This window comes from Pseudarthrobacter sp. S3 (assembly GCF_050156905.1).
In the GTDB taxonomy this organism is placed as follows: Bacteria; Actinomycetota; Actinomycetes; order Actinomycetales; family Micrococcaceae; genus Arthrobacter.
The window spans coordinates 3,561,844-3,578,776 of the sequence record NZ_CP189583.1; the positions used below are offsets into that span (position 1 = coordinate 3,561,844).

Genomic DNA, 16,933 nt, shown 5'->3' on the forward strand with positions numbered 1-16,933 from the left:
GCTGCGGAAGTCTCGGTAAGGGCCAACAACCCGTAAGTGGATAAGCGCGGCTTTGAGCGGATTGTGGAGGACAGGACGGGGTGTGGAGGAATGGACCGTAGCTCAAATCCCGCGCTCAGGACCCGGACGGCACCAGTGCCAGCAGGACCGGAACAACGCCCAGGCAGATGAACGCCGGGAGCGAGCACAGGCCCAGCGGAATGACCAGCTTCACGCCGAGGGAGGCCGCCCGTTTCTCCGCGGCACGGAATCTTTCCCGGCGCAGCCGCGCGGCCTGCGCGTAAAGGATCGCCGACGACGGCGCTCCGGTCAGGGCGGCGAATCCCAATGCGTCACGCAGTTCCAGGATTTCGGGAAGCCGGACTTCGGAACTGCGCCAGGCTGTCTCCCAGTCGGCCCCGATGGCGAGCGCTGACACCACGGGACGCAGCGCCTTGCCGTAGTCCGTCGAGGCCGAGGCAGCGACGAGTTCCAGGGACCGCCCGATGCCTGACCCCGCGTCCAGCATCGCCGCCACGAGCTCAAGCATCATGGCCGAGTCACGCAATCCGTGCAGACGTCCACGTTGTGTGAAGGCTTCATCGGCCCCCGGCGACCCTGCACCCACTTCACCTCGGAGCCCGACCAGCCGCTTCCGGACCCGGCTTGGCTGCGAAAGGGCCAGGCAAGCGGCCGCAGCCAGAACAACTGCCACAGCGAGCCCCGGCACAAGAACCTCCGTCATGGCACACCGGCCCCGGCAGCAGCACCGACCAGGCGGGCAGACCAGATTCTTCCGGCGATGGTGAGGCCCACTCCCGCTGCCAGCGCCGCCAGTCCCAGCGGGGTCCCGATCAGGATGGCCAACGGGTCCACGCCCAACGCTATTCCCAGGCCCAGCCCCATCAGCGGGAGCCACGTCAGGAGACCCACCGTGGCTTTCGGTCCGGCGAGGGCCGTCTGCCGTGCGGCCTCGGCATCGTCTTCCACTTCGAGTTGCGCGGCAAACCGCGCCAGCACATCAGCCAGCGGACAGCCACTGGCTTCGGCGATATCAAAGCAGGCGGCCAGCTCGCACCAGATCCGTAACTCCCTGCCGTCGGCGCGCGAATACTCCGCCTGAGCGGTTTTCCTGATCGCTTCAGACACGGGTGCGCCCCGGAACGCTGCTGCCCGGACGGCGCCAAGCATCACCAGGGAACCTGGGCTGAGGCTCGGACCGCTGCGACTGGACGCTGGCCCGCGTGATGGTTCCGCCCTTCCTGCCGGGTCCTGCGATGCGCGTAAACCTGCGTTCGTCGTTGCTGAACCTGGCTCCGGACGGCCACCGTGGACCAGCCACAGTTCATCCCAGAGCCGTGCCGGAGTGCGGCCGCCCTTGAGCAGCGCAGCAAGCTGCTGCACCACAAGGGTCAAGGACAGGTCATTGCTTTTCGGTCGTGCGCGGAGGACGTTGCGCCACGTGCCGCCCGTTTTGCTGCCACCGGCCCCGGAGTGAACCCGCGAGGCGAGGCCTGGTCCTGCACTCGTCAAGGCCCGCCGGAAACGGCCGGTGGCACCTCCGGGCGGGCTGAAGAGGAGCACGACCGCCAGCCCCAGGACCACGGCCAACAGAAGTGTCATGCCGCGACACCCGCCGCGGGAGACAGTCCCAACCTCGAGCTCAGCGTCTTCCAGGCAGGACCGGTGCCGAGCTGACCACGCGTGGTCTCCAACGCCGGAACCACGGTAAGCCCGCCAGGACAGTCCTGCACCACACCCACGCAGGCAACATGCCGCCCGCGGCTGGACCGCTCCACGTGGACCACGACGTCCAAGGCACTGGCTGCCTGCAGCCGGACGGCGTCCTGGCCCATGCCGGCCAGTGCGCCCAAAGCTGTCAGGCGGGCCGGGACGGCGGTGGCAGTGTTGGCGTGGATGGTTCCTCCCCCGCCGGTGTGGCCGGTGTTCATGGCGGTCAGGAGCTCCCGGACCTCGGCACCGCGGCATTCGCCCACCACTAGCCGGTCCGGCCGCATCCGCAGTGCCTGCCGGACGAGTTCGCCCAGGTCCACTTCGCCGCCGCCTTCGAGGTTTCCGTGCCTGGACTCGAGCGAAACAATGTGCGGATGGACGGGGTTCAGTTCGGACGCGTCCTCGATCAGAACCAGCCGTTCTGCCGGGGAGCACAGCCCCAGCAGGGTGGAAAGCAGAGTGGTCTTCCCGGAACCCGTGGCCCCGCTGATCAGGAAACTCAGCCGCTGTTCAACCACGCCTTCAAGGACGTCCCGGACCACGCCGCCGAACATGCCGCCGGCACGGAGTTCGTCCATGGAGAAGACCTGCTCCCGCCGGATGCGGACACTCAGCAGAGTGCCGGCTGTCGAAATCGGCGGCAGGACGGCGTGGACGCGGTAGCCACCGTCGAGCCTGACATCGACACACGGGGACCCGTCATCCAGCCGCCGTCCGCCGGCGGCCACCAGCCGTGATGCCAAGGCCCGCACCTGCGCCTCACCGGAAAAGGAAACCCTGGCCGGTTCGAGGCCCTGACCCCGGTCGATCCAGACCGAGTCCGGGGCGTTGACGAAGATGTCGGTGACGTGGACGTCCCGCGTCAGTTCCTGGAGTGGGCCAAGCCCGTTCAGCTCGGCGCTGATCCGTTCCACAGCCGCGAGGGAGCCGCCAGTCCCCAGCAGCCGCCCGGTGGCCTGGACGGCGGCGGCGACCCGGGACGGCGTTACAGGTCCGGCATCGGCCATGACTGATTCACGGACGGTTTCCAACAGTGACGAATCCAAAAATCGCGGATCGAGGACCCGGGCCTGCCGACGGCGTGCCCCCGTCCGGTGCTCCTGGGGCGACGGCGGCGGGACTGGCTGCCGCTCGCTCACGGCAGGTCTCCGCTGGGGATGTCGCCGTCCAACAGATCGAGCACTGAGGCGGCGAAATGCCTGACGGGCCGCCGTTTGCCCACGTCCAGGAGCCGTCCGTTTTCCCCGGCCGCCGTAACGCCACGCAGCTCCGGAACCCGGCCGTGGACCGGCAGTCCGACGGCGTCCGCAATCAGTCCGCCGTCCAGTGCGGCGCCGGCCTTTCCCCGAACCAGGAGGGCCGCCTCGACCGGAGGAAGTTCGTGCAGCAGCCGGGCCGTGGCCACCGCGGCCTTCAGCTGCGCCGGCACAACCACCAGTATGCGGTCACAGTCCCAGGCGAACATCCGCACGGTTTCGGCGCTCCGTCCGATGTCCACCACCACCAGCTCATAGCCCCGCCGGGCCGCATCCAGGACGCCGCCTGTGGTGGCGGCATCCACCGGCGTCTGGCGGTCGCGGCTGCCTGGCCAGGACAGGAAAGAAAACCCGCCGGCGACCGGCAGTGAATCGGCCAGCTGCTCGGGATCTATGCTTCCGCTCGCGTCGGACAGATCAGGCCAGCGCAGCCCCGGCGTCGCCTCAGCCGCCAGCGCCAGTTCCAGGCCGCCGCCCCACGGGTCTCCGTCAACGAGCAATACACGCACACCCAGCCCGGCCGCCGCCTGGGCGACCCAGATTGCCGCGGTGGTGGCCCCGGCACCGCCGCAGCCCCCTGTTATCCCGAGGACGAGTCCTCCCGCTTCGGGCGACCGAGACCGGCTCAGGTACTCGGCCAGCCAGGCCGAGGCATCCGGCAGTACCGCCACCCGCTCCGCTCCGAGGGCTGTAGCCAGGTGCCAGAGGCTGTCCCCCTCCCCGTTCAGGCCCACCAACACGGCAGGGGCACGTCGCCGCGGCGGCAGCTCACGGACATCGCTCCCGACCAACACGGCGGCCGCGGCGTCCCAGTATTTGGCGGCGTCAGCCACTTCCGTCACCACCCGCAACTGGCCGCCGGCGGCAGCCACGATCCGTTCCACTTCGCCCTGCAGGAAGTCGTAGCTGGTGACGAGGAGCACCTCGGCACCAGCGGGGTCCGGTAGCCAGGCTCCCGCGGCCCGTCCCGAGGTAGGCGCACGGGACGTGGAAGCACCTGACCTGGAATCACGGGACTGGGAACCAACGGAGTCAGATCCGGGGGAAGGTGAGGGCCGGGCGCGGGACAGCTGGGTGGAAGACCGCTCGGAAGGGGGTGGAGATTGCTGGTGCCTGCTCATGCAGCCACTCTCCACCGCACTCAGGTGAAGGTAACAGGGGCATGCCGCCGTATGTGGACAACTCCCCCGAACACCCGGACCGGACCTGGCAGACCGGCCTGCCTCGCCTTGCGGACCAGTGCCGCTTCGGTGCGGCCAACTTCCTTCTGGCGCTCCGCCACGGCGTACAGAGCCCCCGCCACAGGGCAGAATTAGGCCTATGTATCTGCTGCTCGCCGCCCACGCCCACGGCGCAGCCCTCCAACAAGTCACCCAGGCGGGCGATCCGCACCCAGACCGCCCCGAGCCGCGCCTGATCAGCGCAAGCGAGCTGGCCGGCGTTGTACGCCAACTGGAGAACCGTCCCCGCGAGACCCCGCCCCGCTGGATCTGGAAGCGGACCCAGGACTGGTACCCCGCGCTGCTGGCGGCAGGCGTGGAGCTGGAGCGCTGCTATGACCTAGGTTTGTGCGGCAATATCCTGGCGTACTCACAGTTCACGGCCCACACGGAGTACGCCCGGAACGCCGACAAGGAACCCCTCGACGATCCCCAGGCGCTGCCCCGCGCCCTGCAGCCGCCGCCCCCGCCAGCGGACCAAGGGGCCCTCTTTGACGACGTCCGCCACCGTGCCCCACGGCAAGGACTGGCGGAGCTCCGCGCGGAATACGCCGCGCAACAAGCAGCCCTGGCCGATGCGGCTCCGGACGAAAACAAGCGGAAGCGGCTCCAGCTGCTGCTGGCTGCCGAATCCGCTGGCGCCATGATCGCCGCCGAGATGCAGCACACCGGTGTTCCCTGGCGGGAGGACCTGCACGAGCAGATCCTCGCCGATTACCTCGGGCCGCGCCCTCCGTCCGGTCACCGCCCCGCGAAGCTGGAGGCCCTGAGTACCGAGCTTCGGGGACTGCTCAACTCGCCCGGACTGAACCCGGACTCGCCGCAGGAGCTGATGCGCGCCCTGCACCGCAACGGCATCGAGGTGAAAAGCACCCGGCAGTGGGAGCTGATGGAGTCCAGCCACCCTGCCATTGAACCGCTTCTCGCCTACAAGAAACTGTCCCGCCTGCACACTGCCAACGGCTGGGCCTGGCTGGACGCGTGGGTGGCCAACGGCCGTTTCCAGCCCGAGTATGTGGTGGGCGGCGTCGTGTCCGGGCGTTGGGCGTCACGGGGCGGCGGGGCCTTGCAGATCCCGCGCCAGATCCGTGGCGCGGTCCATGCGAATCCCGGCCACAAACTCATCGTCGCGGACGCCTCCCAACTGGAACCCCGGGTGCTGGTGGCGCTGGCGCAGGACTCCAAAATGGCTGGAGCGGCGCGCGACAAGGACCTGTACGCAGGCATCGCCGCCCAGGGTTTCGGCGGCGACCGCGCCAATGCGAAAATCGCCCTCCTGGGCGCCATCTATGGCGCCACCACCGGCGAATCCGGGCGCTTGATGCCACAGCTGGCACGGACCTACCCGCGCGCCGTTGGCTTTGTGGAGCAGGCGGCGCGGGACGGCGCGGCCGGCGGCACCGTGACCACCAGGCTTGGCCGGAGCAGCCCGCCGCCGTCGGAAGGGTGGTTCCGGAGCCAGCAGTCGGCCACGGCCGAGGAGCAGCGCCGCGCGGAATCGATTGCCCGTTCCCGCGGCCGCTTCACGCGCAACTTTGTGGTGCAGGGATCCGCCGCTGACTGGGCGGCGTGCTGGCTGGCGGAATTACGACGGCGGCTGCGGGCCCTGCGTGCCGACGGTTCCGTTCAGGCGGAACTGGTGTTTTTCCTGCATGACGAGGTGATGGTCCACGCCCCCGAGGCCGGCGTCCAGGCCTGCATCCGGGCCATCGAGGAAGCTGCCGCCGCCGCGAAGGAACTGCTGTTCGGCCCCATCCCGGTGGAATTCCCCGTCAGCATGGCCGTGGTGGACTCATACGACAACGCAAAGTAGCAATTGGCCCCACTAAGTGGCCCAAAAAACCTACCCGCGAGTAGCTGGTCGGAACCTCTGTGACCATGATTACATCAGAAGAGCGACTGAAACAGACGCTCCAGCTATTCATGCAAAGACGCATATCAGGGGAGGTCCGGCCTATGGCGGGCAGGTTTGAAATACATCGGGTAAGTGACGAGTGCTATCGGCTCAGGCTCACCGACTCAAACGGCAACATCGTGGCAGTTTCGCCCGACTTCAAGCATCTCGGGGCCCTGAAGGACGGCATCAAGGCCTTGCGTGAAAACGCGGCCACGGGCATTGTTGTTGATCTTCGGCAGCAACCAGTCACCACCAGCTAAGCCCGGTGCTAGAAAACCACCTCGTGCAGCATGGTCCGGTCCCACGGCACCGCCCAGCCCAGCTGCTCAAAAAGGCCATCCAGAATGATCCCGGTGAAGCCCCAGACCAGCACACCGCTGACCGCGAACGCGGGGCTGCTGAACGTCCTGCCATCGCGGCTGGCCGTGGCTGTCACCCGGTTGGCCGGGTCCAGCAGGTCCCGGACGGGGATCCGGAAAACCTGGGCGGATTCGGCGTAGTCAACCACCTGCACCGGCGACGGCGCCGCCCACCAGCCGAGCACCGGCGTCACCAGGAAGTTACTGCGGGCCAGCCCAAGCTCCTGCAACGTTCCCAGAACCTCCACCCCTGCGGTGTCCAGCCCGGTCTCCTCTTCGGCTTCGCGCAGGGCAGCGGCTACGGGGGTTTCGTCGGCGTCAATGGTGCCACCGGGAAAGGCAACCTGGCCGGGATGGGAATCCAGGGTGTGCGCGCGTTCCAGCAGCAGGACATCAAGATCCGCCGCGGCCAGGGGTCTGCCAGAGGCGGCCGGAACGTCGTCCAGTACACCGAAAAGCATCAGGACTGCCGCCTTGCGGGCTAGGGCTTCATCCACGGTCAGGGCCGCCCAGGCAGTGTTCGGAGCGGTGACGTCGCCGCTGTCCGATCTGAGCACCAGGTCGATCAGGTCCTGGCGTGCGCTCATGGGAGCCGCCTCTGTGATTCCATCCGGATTTCAGCGGCGCGGTGTGTTTCGGCCAGCAACCGGTTCAGGAGAAGTTCGTTCCCGGGCGCCAGTTCGTATTTAAGGAGCTTGGCAGCCTTGGCAGGGTCAGTCTCGCCCAACCCGTAGCTGGGGCACCAGTTCGCTACCGGACATGCGCCGCAGGCAGGCTTCCGTGAGTGGCACACCCGCCGCCCGTGGAACACCACACGGTGCGAGAGCATGGTCCAGTCCTTGGGCTCAAACAGTCCAGCAACGTCGAATTCGATTTGCACCGGGTCTTCGGAGGTGGTCCAGCCGAAGCGCCGTGCGAGCCGGCCGAAGTGCGTGTCCACTGTGATCCCGGGGATACCGAAAGCATTGCCCAGCACCACGTTGGCGGTTTTGCGCCCCACTCCCGGCAGCGTCACGAGGTCCTCCAGCCGGCCGGGGACCACGCCGTCGTACTCGTCCACCAGGCGCGTGCTCAGCGCCATCACGTTCTTCGTTTTGGCCCGGAAGAAGCCGGTGGGCTGCAGGATCGCTTCGAGCTCGTTGGGATCGGCCTCGGACAAAGCCCGGGCGTCCGGGTAGCGCGCAAACAGGATCCTGGTGACCTGGTTGACCAGCACATCGGTGGTCTGGGCCGACAGGACCGTGGCCACCACCAGTTCGAATGGGTTCCGGAAATCCAGCTCAGCATGGGCATACGGGTACTTCTCCGCCAATGCCTTGTTGATCCGTCGCGCCCGGCGCTTCAACGCCAGCAAAGACTCCGGGGCTGCTGCAGCCGGGCCGGATCCGGGTCTACGGGAGGGGGCCACAGGCCTGGTTAGCCGCGCTCGATGTTGCTGAGGTCGCGCAGCACGCCCACGCGGCCGTCGGTGTGCTGGACCAGGAATTCGTGGCCGCGGTCTTCCAGGGCCAGTACCCAGCCACCCGGTTCGATCACAAAGGCGGGGGCGCCGGTCTGGGCGTCCACCGCTGTACGGTGCTGCGCCACGGCAAACCAGAATGCCTCCTGCGCAGGCTCTTCGTACGATTCTTCCGGCCTGGAAGCCGGATCCACGGTGGCGCCGATGGGCTCCACGCTGCGCACCTGCTGATGCACGGCCGTCGCCGCAGGTTCCGCGGCAGCTTGGCGAGCCGGGGCAGGGTCACCCGCGCCGGCGTCGTGAAACGCCGTTTCAGGGGCAGCAGCGGCGGACGCGGCCGCAGCAGCAGTCGGCGCAGATTCAACTGGAGCCGCAGCCGCCGTCGGGGTGTCACCCGCAGTGGTCTCCTCAACGGCGGGCGTCACTGAAGCGTTCGTCGCTGTTGGGGAAGGCACGACGTCGGCGGCCTGGGTTGCGGGGCCGGGGTGGCCGGCGGCGGTCCACTTCTGAACCTCCGGAGCGGAGGAGACTGCTGCTGACGCAGCCGGGGAGGAGAAGGCCCCAGCCGAAGCGGCAGGGGTGGCGGAAGCCGCGGAAGCTGCCGGGACGGGCGAGCCCTCAGGCTTGGGTTCCTTGGGCGTGTGCGGCCTGGGCAACGGCACAGCCGACTCGCGGGCCATCACATGGGCCGGTGATTCGTCGCGCCCCAGAAAGTCGCCGGCGAAGTGAGGGATATACCGACTCAGCACGGTCCCCGCGAACAGCACCACCGAACCGACCAAGCCCACCAACAGGCTGGGAACATAGGCCGCGGCCGCAGACACGAAGAAGAACGCCAGCGCAAAGGCAGCCACCACAGACGCGAACTGGTCAACGGACAGCGAGCCGATGCGGACTCTTGTCGCGGGAGCGAGCCGGCGTCCAACAAAGAGTGCCGAGACAATCAGCGGCAACACAATGCCGAGGCCCAGGAAGAACAGGCTGCCTGCATTCCAGAGATTAAACCGGCCGAAGAAAATAGGCAGCAGCGAGGCCACCAGCAGAATGACGGTCGCGGCGAAAACGGCCAGGTCCCGGAGCGTGAATGGACCCAGCACGGCCTGGTTGGTGGTGCCCGGCTTGGCGCTGGCCGGCTTCTGTGCGCCCTTCGCTGAGCCCTCCTCCGGGGTGGTCCCAGCCTGTGCCCCGGTTGCGCGGCCAAATTTCTGGCCGAAGCGTTGCTGGTTCATTCTGTACTCCTTAGCGTGGCGGCACCGGGACGGTTATGTCCCAAAACTGTGCCATCCGAAACGGCGGCAACGGCCAGGCCCGGCAGTGCAGCACCGGATCCGACAACTCCGTGGAAACTCACAATTCAATCTCAGCCTAGTCAACCGCATGGCCGATCACTAGCCGATCCGCAGCGGTGGGCCGCCGGTTCGCAGGGTCCGCTAACCATTCAACGCTAAATAAACGCCGTTCGCGGGCGCCTCTGTGACAGCGAACACATGGTTGCCCCGGCGCGTATTACGCTTGATTCCGGAACAGCTCTTTGCGGAATGTCCGTGATCGGCCGCTGCCCGATGCCGCGCAAGCGACGGAGCACGGCCGGGCGACGGCAGCCGCTTAAAGACCGATGAATGATGAGGTTCACCATGTCTCAGGACACTCCCGGCTCCACGGCCACCGCCCCCGCGGCTTCCGTGAGGGCAGACCAGCAGGGCGACGCCTTTGAAAACCTGCTGCACGAAAACCGCACTTTCGCCCCCAGCCCCGAGTTCGCTGCCGACGCCGTTGTCACCGCCGCTGATTACGCAGAGGCCGACGCCGGCCGCCCGGCTTTCTGGGCGAAGCAGGCCCGCGAGCTGCTCACCTGGAGCAAAGACTTCGACGAGGCATTGGACTGGTCCAACCCGCCGTTCGCCAAATGGTTCGTGGGCGGCGAGGTCAACGCCGCGTACAACGCGCTTGACCGCCATGTGGAGAACGGCCTCGGCGATCGGGTGGCCATCTATTTCGAGGGCGAACCCGGGGATACCCGCACCTACACGTACGCCCAGCTCACCGAAGAGGTCAAGAAGGCCGCGAACGCCTTCGAGTCCCTCGGCGTTGGCAAGGGTGACCGGGTTGCTGTCTACCTGCCCATGATCCCGGAGGCCGTCATCACGCTGCTGGCCTGCGCCCGCATCGGCGCCGTGCACTCCGTGGTGTTCGGCGGGTTCTCCGCAGACGCCCTGCGCTCCCGGATCGAGGACGCCGAGGCCAAGCTGGTTGTCACCGCGGACGGTACCTACCGCCGCGGCAAGCCCAGCGCGCTCAAGACCGCCGTGGACGAGGCCCTCGCTGTCGACGGGCACACGGTCCAGAACGTTGTGGTGGTCAAGCGCAACGGCCAGAACGTGGACTGGCACGAAAGCCGGGACCACTGGTGGGCGGACACCGTGGAACTGGCCTCCCCGGAGCACAAGGCCGTAGGCCACGACTCCGAGCACCCGCTGTTCATCCTGTACACCTCCGGCACCACGGGCAAGCCCAAGGGCATCCTGCACACCACCGGCGGCTACCTCACCCAGGGCGCCTACACCCATAAGGCTGTCTTCGACCTGCACCCAGAAACGGATGTGTACTGGTGCACGGCCGACGTCGGCTGGGTCACCGGCCACTCGTACGTCGCCTACGCGCCGCTCATCAACGGCGCCACCCAGGTGATGTACGAAGGCACCCCTGATTCCCCGCACCAGGGACGCTGGTGGGAGATCATCGAGAAGTACAAGGTCTCCATCCTGTACACCGCCCCCACGGCCATCCGTACGTTTATGAAGTGGGGCCGGGAGATCCCGGACAAGTACGACCTGTCCTCGATCCGGGTCCTCGGGTCCGTGGGCGAATCCATCAACCCCGAAGCCTGGATGTGGTACCGGGACGTCATCGGCGGCAACAAAGCACCGATCGTTGACACCTGGTGGCAGACCGAAACCGGCGCCCAGATGATCGCCCCGCTGCCCGGCGTCACCGCCACCAAGCCCGGCTCAGCCCAGGTCCCGCTGCCCGGCATCGCCGTGGACGTCGTCGATGAGCAGGGCGAATCCGTGCCGGACGGCCACGGCGGCTTCCTGGTGATCCGCGAACCCTGGCCGGCCATGCTCCGCGGCATCTGGGGCGACCCCGAACGGTTTAAGGAAACCTACTGGTCCCGCTTCGAAGGCATGTACTTCGCCGGCGACGGCGCCAAGAAGGACGAGGACGGCGACATCTGGCTCCTGGGCCGCGTGGATGACGTTATGAACATCTCCGGGCACCGGCTCTCCACCACCGAGATCGAATCCGCCCTGGTGTCCCACCCCTCCGTGGCCGAGGCCGCCGTTGTGGGCGCCGCGGACGAAACCACCGGCCAGGCCGTCGTCGCGTTTGTCATCCTGCGCGGCGACGCCGTGGACACCGGCGACGCCATCGTTCAGGAACTCCGCAACCACGTGGGCAAGGAAATCGGGCCCATCGCCAAACCCAAAACCATCCTCGTGGTACCGGAACTGCCCAAAACCCGCTCCGGCAAGATCGTCCGCCGCCTCCTCAAGGACATCGCTGAGGGCCGCGAATCCGGTGACGCAACCACATTGGCGGACACCACAGTGATGCAGCAGATCGCGCAGTCGCTCCGGAAATAACGCTTCGCAGCCAAGAAAGCCCGACGACGGCGCTTCTCACCTGGGCCCACACCGTCCGGGTTCCCTGACCGAGCTTGCGAGGTTAGGGGGACGGTGGGGAGGGCGGCGCCGTCGCCGTATGCTGGGAGCAGCCCTGTCGCCGGAATTAAGGATTGCTTTCACATGCTCCCTGCTGCACGACACCAGGCCATTGTGGATGCCGTCCAGCGCGAGCGTGTGGTGCGGGTTTCGGACCTCGCCCAGCAGTTGGGCGTTTCTCTGATGACCGTCCGCCGGGATATCGAGCTTCTGGAGGCAGGCGGCAAGCTGGAGCGTATCCACGGCGGCGCCAAGCTCCCCGGCGATGTCAGCACGCATGAGCCAGGCTTCGAACTTAAGTCCACCCAGCTGACCGCCGAGAAGCGGGCCATCGCACTGGAGGCTGCCGGCCTGGTGTATGAGGGCATGGCCGTTGGTCTGAGCGCCGGCACAACCACCTGGGCCCTCGCCAAGGAGCTGGTGAACGGTCCGCGGATCACGGTGGTCACCAATTCCGTGCGCATCGCTGACCTCTTCCACCACGCTGCCTCCGGCGGCGCTGCCCGCTTCCCATCAACCGTGATCCTGATCGGCGGCGAGCGGACGCCGTCGGACGCTTTGGTGGGTCCCATCGCGACGGCCGCGTTGAAGCAGCTGCACCTGGACGTGCTGTTCATGGGTGTGCACGGTATGGACGCCGACGCCGGCTTCACCACGCCCAACCTGTTGGAGGCGGAGACTGACCGGGCGTTCGTCGCCGCCACCCGGAAAACCGTAGTCCTGGCCGATCACACCAAGTGGGGGCTGCTGGGCATCAGCACCATCGCCCCCTTGGACGCGGCCGATGAGGTCATCAGCGACGCCGGACTGGGCCCAGAAGCCCACCGCATCCTCGGCCAGCGCGTGGGCAAAGTCCGGATCGCGGGGCAGCGAACCAAAAGCCCTTAATTCAGGGGCAGCCGCAGGACTGGCGGACGTGGAGCTTCGTGGGGAACATCTGCTGCTGCGGTGCGGCCTTGCGACGCGCAGCCAGGATGCCTTCGACGGCGGCCGCGGCCATCTCCCGGACCGGCTGATCCACGGTGGTCAGCGCCGGCCACGTGTACTCCGCCTCGGCGGAGCCGTCGAAGGAGGTCACCGCGATCTCTCCGGGGACTGCGACACCTGCCTCATGGAGCGCGCGGAGGATACCGACCGCCTGCATGTCCGAGCTCGCGAAAATCGCCGTGGGCCGATTCGAAGCGGCCAGGAGCCGTTTGCCCGCTTCGTAGCCACCGGACCGGGTGAAGGGGCTGCGTGCGATCGGCCCCTCAGGGAGGCCAGCCTCCGCAAGCGCCTTCAGCCAACCGAGTTCGCGCCCGTCAACGTCATTCCCCACGTTGGTGCCCATGGCCAGGCCGACGTTGGTATGACCGTGCCCCAGGAGGTGCTCCACGGCGATCTGTGCCCCGGCCAGGAGGTCCACACCGATGCTGTTGACGCCCGCCACCTCACGGTCCTGGTTGAGCAGGACCCACGGAATATCGGCCTTCTCGAGGTCTTCCAGGTCCGGTTGAAACAGGACGCTGGCGAGTAATACGCCGTCCACCTGCCGCGCTGCCAGGTTCCTGACGTTCCGGCGTTCCTTGGAAATGTTGCCGTCGGAGTTGGTCAGCAGCAGCGCGTAGCCCCGCTCGGCCGCCGCGTCCTCCACAGCATGCGCGAGGAGCGAGAAGAAAGGGTTCGAGTTGTCGGGCACGATCAGCCCAAGTGTCTCGCTGGATCCCAACTTGAGGGCTCTGGCCGCCGCGTTGGGGCGGTAATCCAGGACGCGGATGGCGTCCTGGACCTTCGCCTCCGTGGCCGGAGCCACCTTCTTGGGCCCGCCATTCACTACATAACTGACGACGGCGGTGCTGACGCCCGCGTACCGGGCAACGTCCTTGCGGGTCACCGGGCCACGCGGGGCCTGCACTGTGGGAGTCGTCATGGTGTACATGCTAGCTATCAGATCCCCGGGGCGTCGCCGAAGTCGCGGATGGGCAGCCGTTCCCCGCCGCGGAGGGCCGACTCGTGCGCCACGATGCCGGGCAGCGTGAACCGGGAGGCAACCCAGGCGTTGACCGGCGGCTGCGTGCCGGTGTTGACCGCTGTCACGAAGTCATCCACCAGGAAGTGGTGGCTTCCATCGTGCCCGTTCGGTGCACCGCGGAACTCCGCCGGCAGCCGATCAGCGTCGTGGACAGGCGAGAGTCCGGAGACGAAGGCGTCCCTCAGTTCCGGCGCAACGTTGGCCAGCGACGGGTCGTCGAGGGACATGCTAGGCCGGGTTTCAAATTGCTCGGAAATGTCCTGGACGTTTTCCTTGTCCTGCCAGACGGAGACTTTTGCGAGCTGTTCGAAGCTGGCCTCCGTCCCGAAGAACCGGAACCGGGATTCCCTGATATGTGAGGGATATCCCACGCGGCGCATCTCGTTGGTGCGCATAACGCCGCCGTCATTGAGTTCAAAGAGGGCGGTGGCGTTGGAGAAGTCGTTGCCGAACATGCTGACTTCCTTGTCGAAGACACCATCGTTGCGGTCATCCTTGACTCCGACGCAGCTGACGCTGACCGCGTGGGCCGGGACGGCGCCGAGCACGCCGCCCACCGCGTGCGTCGGGTACAGCATCGGCGGGTAGCTGGCGGTCTCCTTCCAGCGGTCACCGCCGCTGTACTGGTAGGCATCGTAGAAGCCCAGGTCCATGTCGTGGACGTAGTCGCCTTCGCTGTAGAAGATCCGCCCGAATCGGCCGGCGGCGTGCTGTTGGCGCGCATAGACGGTGGCCGGGTTGTAATAGCTGGTCTCTCCCATCATGTAGACCTTTCCGGTCTCGCGCACGGCATCGATGATGCGGGCGATCTCTTCCTCGGAAATGGCCATGGGGACGGCTGAGTAGACGTGCTTTCCGGCGCGGAGTGCCTGCTCCACCAACGGTCCGTGTGTCCAGCGCTGGGTGAAGATGGCCACGGCGTCGACGTCGGAGGCAAGGAGGTCTTCAAAGCTCTCCTCCGACCCCGCCAAGTGGTAGCGGTCCACTGCCTCGGCCGCACGTTCGGGAAGATCATCCACCGCAAAGACGGCACTGACGCCGGGGTGGAGATTGAAGAGGTGCGCGAACTGGCCGCCGAACTGGCCAACTCCTACTACGCCGATTGAAAACGTCATTGTTTGCCTTCCCTGGATGCTGTGACGGAAGACCGGGCAAGCGCTGTCCGTCAGGATCCCCAGTGTTTCAGTTGAATCTACTCGAGTCAATAGCCTCGCGACTGGCTAAATTACTTCAAATAAAGAAGAAAATCCAATACTTGCCAGCTCTAATCTACTCGTGTAGATTTTTTATCAGTTGTTACCCACATCACAGTCAGGAAGGGGTCGAAGATGACCACCCTTACCAAGCAGCAGCGAGACCCGGCAGGCCGGGCGGCACGGTCCAAGACAGGAAATACCGGGAGTACCCGGAAGAAGAGCCGCACGCACCGGATGGGCGATCTGAGGATCGCGATGGTGTTTATCTTCCCGGCGATGATCGGGTTCGTGGCATTTTTCCTGATCCCCACGATCCGGGGTGTTTACCTCAGCTTTACCGAGTACAGCATCCTGGGTGATCCCACCTGGATCGGGATCAAGAACTACACCGCGATTTTCGCCGACGAACTGTTCTGGAACGCTATGAGCGTGACCCTGCAGTACGTGGCGCTGAACATCGGCTTCCAGACAGTCATTGCCCTGGGCCTGGCGCTGCTGATGCACCGCGTCGCGAAGTCCACGTTCATCCGGGGGGCGCTGCTGCTGCCGTTCCTGGTGGCCAACGTGATTGTCGCCCTCCTCTGGTTCTGGATGCTCGACTACCAGCTGGGCATCGTCAACGAAATCATCAGCTGGCTGGGCGGGCCCCGGATCGCGTTCTTCGGCAGCGAACAGTGGGCCATTCCCACCATCGCGTTCGTCAACGTCTGGCGCCACATGGGCTACACCGCCCTGCTGATCTTCGCCGGACTGCAGTCAATCCCCAGCCACGTCTACGAGGTCGCCTCCCTCGACGGGGCGTCGCCGACCCGGACGTTCTGGTCCATCACCATGCCGCTGCTGCGCCCGGTGCTGGTACTCGTCCTTGTGGTCACCGTCATCGGTTCCTTCCAGGTCTTCGACACCGTGGCCGTCACCACCGCTGGCGGCCCCATCAACGCCTCCCGCGTCATCCAGATGTACATCTACCAAAAAGCATTCACCGAGTCCGACTTCGGGTACGCCTCCGCACTCTCTGTCATTCTCTTCGTCATCCTCGCCCTGGTCGCCTTCGTTCAAATGAAGTTCCTCAAGGGCAACGAATCGGACCTGGACTAAGGACCCCCGCCATGACCACTTCGACTCCGTCCCGCCACGACCCGGCCGCCCGCACCCGCACCCGCACCCGCACCGCCCTCATCATCAAGCCCCGCAAGCCGTTCAACTGGCGACGCGCCGGGGCCTGGACCCTGGTAGCCATCGCGCTGGTCGTCACCATCGCCCCGTTCCTGTGGATGCTCCGCACCGCCCTCTCCAGCAACCATTCCCTCGCCGCGAACGCCGGCAACCTCCTGCCGGCCGACTTCAGCTGGGGCGCCTTCAAACGCGTCCTGGGCTTGCAAACCCCCGAGGAAGCAATCGCCGAAGGCGGCTCCGGAGCTGCCATCAACTTCTGGTGGTATCTGCGCAGCTCCATCATCGTCTCCACCCTTGTCACCGCCGGACAGGTGTTCTTCAGCTCCATGGCCGCCTACGCCTTCTCACGGCTGCGCTGGCCCGGCCGGGAAAAAGTCTTCGCACTGTTCCTGGCCACCATGATGGTCCCGCCGATCTTCACCGCGCTGCCCAATTTCCTGATGATCAAGAACCTCGGACTCCTGAACACCTACGCCGGCATCATCCTGCCGTTCCTGTTCATGACCCCGTTCGCGATCTTCTTCCTGCGCCAGTTCTTCATGAGCATGTCGCGGGAAGTGGAGGAAGCCGCCATGCTCGACGGCGCCAGCAAGTTCCGCATCTTCTTCAAGATCGTGTTGCCCAACGCCGGCGCCCCCATGGCCACCCTGGCGCTGCTGACCTTCATCGGCACCTGGAACGAATACTTCTGGCCACTGCTCGTAGGCCAGGACGAATCCGTCCGGGTCCTCACCGTCGGACTGGGCGTCTTCAAATCCCAGTCCCCGCAGGGCGCCCCCGACTGGTCCGGCCTGATGGCCGCCACCCTCATCGCCGCCCTGCCCGTCCTGATCCTCTTCATCGCCTTCGGCAAGAGGGTAGTGAACTCCATCGGCTTCTCCGGCATCAAATAACCCCTCGCTTCACTCCTCCCCCGTAACACCC

General features: G+C 66.4%; 15 protein-coding genes. 6 read left to right on the top strand and 9 right to left on the bottom strand.

What is annotated here, in order from left to right; translation table 11 throughout:
• Window positions 1-115: 115 nt before the first annotated feature.
• The 4 genes from ACQCSV_RS17115 to ssd are packed head-to-tail and all read right to left on the bottom strand — an operon-like array spanning window position 116 to window position 4,090.
• Complete coding sequence (locus tag ACQCSV_RS17115) at window positions 116-724, bottom strand: type II secretion system F family protein (protein ID WP_354154589.1); 609 nt, start codon at window positions 722-724, stop codon at window positions 116-118.
• Window positions 721-1,602, bottom strand: a complete 882-nt coding sequence (locus ACQCSV_RS17120) for a hypothetical protein (protein ID WP_354222421.1) — start codon at window positions 1,600-1,602, stop codon at window positions 721-723. The genes ACQCSV_RS17115 and ACQCSV_RS17120 overlap by 4 nt, the downstream gene beginning before the upstream one ends.
• Complete coding sequence (locus ACQCSV_RS17125) at window positions 1,599-2,852, bottom strand: TadA family conjugal transfer-associated ATPase (RefSeq protein WP_426938867.1); 1,254 nt, start codon at window positions 2,850-2,852, stop codon at window positions 1,599-1,601. Before ACQCSV_RS17125 ends, ACQCSV_RS17120 begins: the two co-directional genes overlap by 4 nt.
• On the bottom strand, window positions 2,849-4,090 hold the full coding sequence (gene ssd, locus ACQCSV_RS17130) for a septum site-determining protein Ssd (RefSeq protein ID WP_354154587.1): 1,242 nt from the start codon (window positions 4,088-4,090) through the stop codon (window positions 2,849-2,851). The genes ACQCSV_RS17125 and ssd overlap by 4 nt, the downstream gene beginning before the upstream one ends.
• 199 nt (window positions 4,091-4,289) lie before the next feature.
• Here ssd and ACQCSV_RS17135 point away from each other — a divergent pair, with 199 nt between their 5' ends.
• Together ACQCSV_RS17135 and ACQCSV_RS17140 are read left to right on the top strand one after the other, a co-directional pair.
• Window positions 4,290-6,002: a bifunctional 3'-5' exonuclease/DNA polymerase gene (locus ACQCSV_RS17135; protein ID WP_354222423.1), complete on the top strand. Its 1,713-nt coding sequence runs from the start codon at window positions 4,290-4,292 to the stop codon at window positions 6,000-6,002.
• A gap of 143 nt (window positions 6,003-6,145) precedes the next feature.
• Entirely contained in the window at window positions 6,146-6,346 is a 201-nt protein-coding gene (locus ACQCSV_RS17140) for a DUF1508 domain-containing protein (RefSeq protein WP_354160309.1), read from the top strand.
• Between the two features lie 8 nt (window positions 6,347-6,354).
• Here the strand turns inward: ACQCSV_RS17140 and ACQCSV_RS17145 are convergent, their stop codons facing one another.
• Genes ACQCSV_RS17145 through ACQCSV_RS17155 form a run of 3 tightly spaced genes read right to left on the bottom strand, consistent with a single transcriptional unit; the run spans window position 6,355 to window position 9,133 of the window.
• On the bottom strand, window positions 6,355-7,032 hold the full coding sequence (locus ACQCSV_RS17145; protein ID WP_354154585.1) for a CoA pyrophosphatase: 678 nt from the start codon (window positions 7,030-7,032) through the stop codon (window positions 6,355-6,357).
• Window positions 7,029-7,853, bottom strand: a complete 825-nt coding sequence (gene nth, locus ACQCSV_RS17150; protein WP_426938868.1) for an endonuclease III — start codon at window positions 7,851-7,853, stop codon at window positions 7,029-7,031. The genes ACQCSV_RS17145 and nth overlap by 4 nt, the downstream gene beginning before the upstream one ends.
• A gap of 8 nt (window positions 7,854-7,861) precedes the next feature.
• Window positions 7,862-9,133, bottom strand: a complete 1,272-nt coding sequence (locus tag ACQCSV_RS17155; RefSeq protein ID WP_426938869.1) for a hypothetical protein — start codon at window positions 9,131-9,133, stop codon at window positions 7,862-7,864.
• Window positions 9,134-9,538: 405 nt separating this feature from the next.
• Here ACQCSV_RS17155 and acs point away from each other — a divergent pair, with 405 nt between their 5' ends.
• Together acs and ACQCSV_RS17165 are read left to right on the top strand one after the other, a co-directional pair.
• The gene (acs, locus tag ACQCSV_RS17160) at window positions 9,539-11,548 is read left to right on the top strand and encodes an acetate--CoA ligase (RefSeq protein WP_426938870.1); all 2,010 of its coding nucleotides are present in this window, start codon (window positions 9,539-9,541) and stop codon (window positions 11,546-11,548) included.
• Between the two features lie 162 nt (window positions 11,549-11,710).
• On the top strand, window positions 11,711-12,514 hold the full coding sequence (locus ACQCSV_RS17165) for a DeoR/GlpR family DNA-binding transcription regulator (protein ID WP_354154581.1): 804 nt from the start codon (window positions 11,711-11,713) through the stop codon (window positions 12,512-12,514).
• Window position 12,515: 1 nt separating this feature from the next.
• On the opposite strand, the gene ACQCSV_RS17170 is transcribed toward ACQCSV_RS17165, so the two are convergent.
• Entirely contained in the window at window positions 12,516-13,535 is a 1,020-nt protein-coding gene (locus ACQCSV_RS17170; protein WP_354154580.1) for a LacI family DNA-binding transcriptional regulator, read from the bottom strand.
• 17 nt (window positions 13,536-13,552) lie between these two features.
• A complete protein-coding gene (locus ACQCSV_RS17175; RefSeq protein ID WP_354154579.1) occupies window positions 13,553-14,752 on the bottom strand; it encodes a Gfo/Idh/MocA family oxidoreductase in 1,200 nt (399 codons plus the stop codon).
• Between the two features lie 213 nt (window positions 14,753-14,965).
• On the opposite strand from ACQCSV_RS17175, the gene ACQCSV_RS17180 reads away from it, so the two are divergent.
• A complete protein-coding gene (locus ACQCSV_RS17180) occupies window positions 14,966-15,931 on the top strand; it encodes a carbohydrate ABC transporter permease (RefSeq protein ID WP_282330167.1) in 966 nt (321 codons plus the stop codon).
• Between the two features lie 11 nt (window positions 15,932-15,942).
• Window positions 15,943-16,902, top strand: coding sequence for a carbohydrate ABC transporter permease (locus tag ACQCSV_RS17185; RefSeq protein ID WP_354222428.1), 960 nt, complete (start codon window positions 15,943-15,945; stop codon window positions 16,900-16,902).
• Window positions 16,903-16,933 lie beyond the last annotated feature (31 nt).